The 6,880-nt window shown below is 43.1% G+C and carries 5 protein-coding genes and 2 pseudogenes; all 7 read left to right on the top strand.

The annotated features are described in order from the left end of the window. Nucleotides 1-633, top strand: a pseudogene (locus FTU29_RS16915) (PBSX family phage terminase large subunit); the annotation flags it as partial. Continuing rightward, the gene (locus FTU29_RS16910; protein ID WP_180123010.1) at nt 633-2,876 is read left to right on the top strand and encodes a portal protein; all 2,244 of its coding nucleotides are present in this window, start codon (nt 633-635) and stop codon (nt 2,874-2,876) included. The pseudogene FTU29_RS16915 and the gene FTU29_RS16910, both read left to right, overlap by 1 nt. Beyond that, nucleotides 2,857-3,639 carry a hypothetical protein gene (locus FTU29_RS16905; protein WP_180123008.1) on the top strand — a complete coding sequence of 261 codons (783 nt, stop codon included), beginning with the start codon at nt 2,857-2,859 and terminating at the stop codon, nt 3,637-3,639. Before FTU29_RS16910 ends, FTU29_RS16905 begins: the two co-directional genes overlap by 20 nt. Nucleotides 3,640-3,642: 3 nt before the next feature. Beyond that, nucleotides 3,643-4,875 carry a P22 phage major capsid protein family protein gene (locus FTU29_RS16900; protein ID WP_180123006.1) on the top strand — a complete coding sequence of 411 codons (1,233 nt, stop codon included), beginning with the start codon at nt 3,643-3,645 and terminating at the stop codon, nt 4,873-4,875. A 64-nt stretch (nt 4,876-4,939) separates the two neighbouring features. Further along, nucleotides 4,940-5,350, top strand: coding sequence for a hypothetical protein (locus FTU29_RS16895; protein ID WP_180123004.1), 411 nt, complete (start codon nt 4,940-4,942; stop codon nt 5,348-5,350). 2 nt (nt 5,351-5,352) lie between these two features. Then, nucleotides 5,353-5,943 (top strand): hypothetical protein, encoded by a 591-nt coding sequence (locus FTU29_RS16890; RefSeq protein WP_180123002.1) that lies wholly within the window; start codon nt 5,353-5,355, stop codon nt 5,941-5,943. Nucleotide 5,944: 1 nt separating this feature from the next. Then, a pseudogene (locus tag FTU29_RS16885) lies at nt 5,945-6,880 on the top strand (hypothetical protein); the annotation flags it as partial.

Genomic DNA, 6,880 nt, shown 5'->3' with positions numbered 1-6,880 from the left:
GGCGCAATCTACAAAGCTGAGTTTGAGCAGATCAAGCGTGAGAATCGTATTTGCAAAGTTCCGCATGATCCAAATTTACCCGTTTATACATCGTGGGATTTGGGGATTCTTGATCCTACTGCAATTTGGTTCTTCCAGATCTACGGCAAAGAAAAGCGCGCTATTGATCACTATGAAGCAAACAATGAGCCACTGGCGCATTACGCTCGAATTCTTGATGAGAAAGCACAGAAGTTTGGTTATCGCTATGAAAAACACTTTGCACCACATGATATTGCAGCACGTGACTTATCAAGCGGTGTAAGCCGTGAGCAAACAATGGCAACACTTGGCTATCGAATGAATAAAGGTGCAAGGCTTGGTGTTGAAGATCGTATTGAGGCAACTCGCCAATTCTTAAAAGACTGTTGGTTTGATGCTGAGAAATGCAAACACGGTATTCGGGCATTGCAGAACTATCGTCGTGAGTTCAACGATAAATTAGATCAATTTAAAGCAACGCCAGTGCATGACTGGGCTTCACATAGCTCTGATGCATTTGGTGAAGGTGCTTTAAATATTAATAAGATGTGTGAGCCAACTAAAACAGCACCACCTCCGCCACCGCCGCGACAGAATTCTTGGATGGGATAATGGAAAAGCAAGATAAAGATTTACTCACTGAGATCATTAAATTTCGTGATGATGCGCAGGATTACTGGCAACCTATCTATGATCAAGGACTTGAAGACAAGCGCTTTGTAACACTGAAGGGTGAGCAATGGGATAAAAAGGCGCTTGAACAACGTAAAGCACAAGGTAAACCAACGCTTGAAATTAATCTTGTCCGCACCTATGTGCAGCAGCAGATTAATACAATGCGTCAGAACCGACCACAGGCTAAAGTTGTACCGGTTGATAGTGGTGCTGATCCTGAAACAGCAAAAGTATTGGAAGGCCTGATCAAAGACGTTGAAGAAGCTTCAAACTTTGAGAATGCTCTAGATATTGCAGCAGCTAATCAGGTGCATGCTGCGGTTGGTTTTTATCGAATTACGACTGACTACATCAATGAGAAGTCATTCAATCAAGAGCCACAATTCAAATCTATTGAAAACCCTCAAGCTGTTCTAATTGATCCACTATCAAGGTCCTTAGATGGATCCGATATGACCAAGGCTTTAGTTTGTGAGTGGGTCGATAAAGATCAGATCGCAAAAGATTACGGTGATGATGCTGTCTCAGATTTTGAGATGGATAAATCAGAAGAGTGGACAAATACAGACGACAATACTGTTTGTATCGCTGAATACTTCTACAAAGATGAAGTGAAAGACACACTCTTGATGCTTGAAGATGGTTCAACTGAGTTTAAGTCTGTTTTGCTTAAGCAATGGACGGAAGATGACTTAAAACAACTCACAGTGAATGAGCGTGAAACCACACGCACCGAAATCAAATGGGCCAAAGTATCAGGTGTTAAGATTTTGGAAACTGGTGTCTTCCCAGGTGAATACATTCCAATCTTTCCTGTTTATGGTGAAGTGACTTGGGTTGAAAATAAGCGCCATGTTTTTTCATTGGTTCATTTTGCAAAAGATGCACAGCGACTATTCAATTATTGGAAGTCCACCGAAGCGCATATCTTGCAGAAAAACCAAGATGAAATGACGATTGTAGATGATCGTGGTATTGCTGGTTTTGAAGAGTGGCAGAATCCATCGGGTGCAGCTTACCTTCGATTCAAGGCAACTGATGACAATGGCAATCAGATTCCATACCCGACCAAGTTGGGCGCAGCAGCTCCACCAGTGGGTATTCTGAATGCATCGGAAAATGCCAAGACGCTTATCCCTGATATTCTAAATATGCATGCTCCACAAATGGGGCAAGATGTTAATCAACAATCAGGTGTTGCAATCGGTTTGCTGCAGCGTCAATCAGATACAGCGCAATTTCACTTTCAAGACAACTTAAACAAAACGATTCGTCATTCAGCGCGAGTATTGGTTGGTTTATTCCCAATTCTTTATGACACTGAAATGGTGCGTCGGATTGTTGGTGCGGATGGTGATAGTGAGCTTGTACGTTTGAATGCTGTACCACAAACACCTGATGAGCAGACACGTGCAATTAACGGCATTCTGAACGATATGTCGATTGGTCGTTTTGATATTCGCATGGACACTGGCCCAAGTTTCAATACGCAGCGTGAACAGTCATTCGCATTGATGATGCAGCTTGTACAAAGCAACCCGGCACTATTCAATTTAGTTGCTGACCTGATTGTGATTAATTCACCATTACTGAATGCGAAAGAAATTGCTGAACGTGTGAAAATGCTTGTACCAGCTCAAGCACTTGGTAAAGACAAGATTGATCCTGAGCAAGCCAAAGCGCAAATTGCACAACTTGACCAGCTTGTACAGAAAATGACAGCCGACTTAGAAGCATTACAAGGTCAATTGAATGACAAGAATGCTGAGCGCAATGTGGAAATCTTCAAGGCTGAATTACAAGCTCAGAAGGATATTCAGGTTGCACAGATTAATGCTGCAAGCCGTGCAGATGTTCAAGAGCTTCGAGGTGTTGTGGATCTAATTAAACAAAATATAAATTGGCAAAACACACCGCCAAATTGGACAGAACAAGGCGAGGGTGTAGACAGTTACGCTCCAAGCCAGCCGATTTTACCGCAGTCTGATGGATTTGAGCCGCCACCAGATATGACGCAAACAAGCTTACAAGACCCTGCCGCTGAGCAGGGTTTTTTAATGCCTGAAGAAAGTGCTCAAGAACAATTCGCTCCTGAAATTAGCCAATTCGGGGAAAGCGCTACGGCTGAAAACAGTGGAATACCACTATTGGAGAACTTAGATGGATCCGAACAATTCTGAAACTCACGACAACGTTGAAACCGCCGCAACGGAAAATACAGGTGCTGAAAGTCAAGAGATTAAAGAATGGGGTGAAGGCAAAGAAGGTGTTGAAACACAGGTAAAAGAGGAAACTCAAGAGCCTGAAAAAGCAGAACCTGAGAAGCCGAAGAAAAATCGCGCTCAAGAACGTATTGAGCAGTTAGCGCGTGAAAACGCTGAACTCAAGCGCTGGCGTTCAGAGCAAGAAACAAAAGCAAAAGTTTCAGAAATCAAACGTCCTGTGATCGATGATTTTGAAGACTTCGGGAAGTATGAAGAAGCACTTGAGCAATATCACATTGATAAAGCTGAAGAACGTGTACTTGCCAAGCTTGATGAGCGTGAAAGCAGCAAATCGCAAGAAGCCAAACAAGTTGAAATGCAAACAGCAATTGCTGAACTAGAAGAACAAGGTATTGATTTTAATACCTATGCTCAGAAGGCAGAAGCTTTGCCACAGCTACCAATTCAGCTTGATCAGTTTGGCTTATCAGCTGTAGACACATTGAAGCTTGCTAAAGATTTGCTGGACGATGAAGACACCTACATTGCTCTCTCGCAGATGAACCAAGTTCAGGCAGCAATGAAGATCGGCCAGATCATCGAAAGCAAAAAGACTAAAACCCCGCCTTCTGTCAGTAAAGCTCCAAAACCAATCAATCCAGTAAAAGCGAATGCTCCAGCTGCACGAAGCACTGAAAGCATGTCTGATAACGAATTTTTAAAATCAAGAGGCTTGTAAAACATGGCTAATAAAGTATTAACACATTCAATGATTGCTAAAGAAGCTGCAGCAATGCTTCTAGAGAAATCAGTATTTATTCGCTCAATCAGTCGTGAGCGTGAAAAAGATATCCGCAAAGAAGTGGATGGCTACAAAAAAGGTGGAAAGGTGACTATTCGTATTCCGCCTGTTCCTGTAGTGACTGATGGTAATGTCTTAAATAAAGATGATCAGAATATTAACGCTCAAGAGCAAGAAGTTGTGCTGCAGGTGGATACTCACAAGCACGTTGGTTTGCAGTTCGGTGTATATGAGCGTGAGCTTGATTTGGCGAACTACAAAGAGCGCTTTTTAAAGCCAGCGGTTAACTCGCTTGCCGCAGTTGTTGATGCAGACATCCTAAAAAAGGCGATTCTCACTGTAAATAATTTTACGCTTTATGGTGCGAGTGAGCCTCATCCGTTGGCACCGTTTGGCCGTGCGCGTTCTGCACTGAATCGTGCTTTATCGCCTGATTCAGATCGTAAGGTTATTATTTCAAGTGATTTTTCCAACGACATCGTGGATACAAGCGGAACCTTATTTAACCCAAATGCTGAAATTGCCAAACAGTACAAAGAAGGCTATGTGGGGCGTGCTCGTGGTTTTGACTTCTTTGAATCTGAGCATATTTGGTCACTTACAGTTGGTCAGGTTGCAGGCATGACTGTGAATGGCGCAGGCCAAAAAGGTGGTTTACTTGCTGTAACAGGTCTCACAAATGGTGATGTGATTGAAGCGGGACAGGTATTTACTATTCCTGGTGTTTATATGCTTCACCCACTTACACGCCAACCAACCAGCCATTTGATGCAGTTTGTTGTACTTGAAAAAGTAACCGCGGGTGGCGCCACTGCAGCCCTGAAAATTTACCCAGAAATCACACCTGATCAAGTGGCAACGGTTCGCCAAGCAAATGCGACAGTGAATGAAAGCCCAGCAACAGGAGCTGTACTTAATTTTATCGGTGCGGAAGGTGATTTGATTGAACAAGCATTAGCTTATGATCCACATGCATTTGCAGCAGCATTCGTGCCTATTGGTGTGATTCCAAGTGCCGAAGGTTATATGTTCAAGTCGGATGCTTTTGCATTAACTGTTCAAACTGGTGGTGATATCCAAACTCTGACTACAGACACCCGTCTTGATGTCTTGTATGGCTTTGCCACAGTGCGCGGTAACCATGCTTCGCGTATTGGCAAGATTCGCGCTTAAGTTAATAAACCCATGACAACACATGCCCCTTAATTGGGGCGTTGTCATTTTTTGGAGTAAGGAAATGACTCAAGAATACCCAAAGATGCTGTACGTCGGTGACAGCGAACAATACTCATGTCGTGCTGTACAAGATTCAGAAGAAGAACAGCAATATCGTGATATGGGCTTCATGGATTACGTTGATTTGCCCAATCCTGAGCCGGAAGTCGAAGAAGTCGCAATGGGTGAAACACCACATGGTTTTGTGACTACTGAGCAATTTGATGCTGTGGCAGAGCGTTTGGCAAATGCTGAAGCTGAAATTCAACAATTGAAAGGCGCAGCACAACAAGTCGGTGATGTGATTCAACCGCAAGGCGCAGATTACAACGCACTCACCAAAGAAGAATTGCAAACCTTAATCGTTGAGCAAGGTAAAACATTCAAAGCAAATGACACAAAAGCGGAATTAATCGCAATTTTGGAATCTTAATAATGAACGTCAGCAAACTTATTGAACTATCACTTAAGCAATTGGGGGTGCTTGCAGCAGGTGAAAATGCCGAAGCGAATGAGATTGCTGACGCAGTTGATTCCTTGCGTGGCTTGCTTGCACAGTGGGCCACGGAACGTCTTTTCATTTATAAAGTGCAGCCGGTTACTGTAGATTTACACGGTGCTGGCACATATACGCTAAATGAAACGATTCAATCTCTATCAGATCACGCCAAGCTTGATGATGCAGATATCTTGATGATTCGTGACTTAAATAACACAGGCACATATATTCCAGTTGTCTACACCGAGCAGCAACCTTACTGGAAATTCCAAGTATTAGAAGATGCGAAAAAATTAGAAATTAACGCTTATGTGCTGCCGACTCAACTTGAATCATTCGATGAAATTGAGCTGCCTACAAAATACGAACGACCATTAATTTTAAGTCTTGCGTTAGAAATTGCACCAATGTTTGGTGTAGAGCCAAGCGCACTCTTGATCCGTAATCAAGCAAGCGCAATTGATCTTCTTAAGCGCAGCAATTCAACGCCATTTTATGTCAATAATGATTTACCGATAGGGCTTTAATATGATGTCAGTTGATCTTCCAATTGTCGGGCCGTCATATCATTTAAAAGATTGGTCGATTGACTGCCAGCGCACATTAAATTTATATCCTCAGGCTGTAGAAAGCGGTACCGCGCCACAAGTTTCAGCACTACTACCGACTGAAGGTCTAACCAAGTTATTTGAATTTGTCGGTGAGTCGCAGCAATACGCAGCTCAAGTTCGTGGCTTGTATGCGCTTAATGATCGTGTTTTGGTTGTTGTATCAATGCGCTTGGTTGTTATTCAAAACGGCGTGTGGCGTGATATTGGCTATATGCGTGGACTTGATAAAGTCACCTTTGCTGATAACGGCCTTGAAGTGTTTATGACCGGTAATGATGAGTATGGGTTTACAGGTCATGTCTACAATATTGCAGATGATTCACTAACTGAAATTTTAGTGGATGATGGCTCAACTGAAGATGGTAATGGATTCTTTGGGGCATCAACTGTCACTTTCTTGGATGCACGTTTCATCTGGACTGTGCCAAACACAGGGCAGATTCAATGGTCGGGATTGCTAACGCATGAAACTGATGCGCTGAGCTATGCTACAGCCGAAAGCCGAAGCGATAATTTAATCCGAGTAATTGCAAACAATGGCATGCTTTGGTTGATTGGCGAAAAGACAACAGAAGTTTGGATTTCCACAGGCGATAAAGATGCACCTTTTGTGCGGCAATCGGGTGCATATATGCCTACTGGCTGTATTGCAAAAGACAGCATTGTTGAGTTTGGATCGAGCTTGATTTGGTTATCTCAAACAGACTTTGGTGCCAACCAAGTGGTGATGACGCAAGGCTATCAAACAGTCCGTATTAGTAATCACGCACTTGAGTCTGCATTAGCACGATATGAAAGCACCGAAGATGCCTATGCGTGGTCATATCAACGTGAAGGGCATGCCTTTTACGTG

The organism is Acinetobacter sp. YH12086, assembly GCF_013419345.1.
GTDB classification, from domain to species: Bacteria; Pseudomonadota; Gammaproteobacteria; order Pseudomonadales; family Moraxellaceae; genus Acinetobacter; species Acinetobacter amyesii.
Note: the sequence above shows the minus strand (reverse complement) of the source record. Positions and strands in the feature narration are given on the sequence as shown.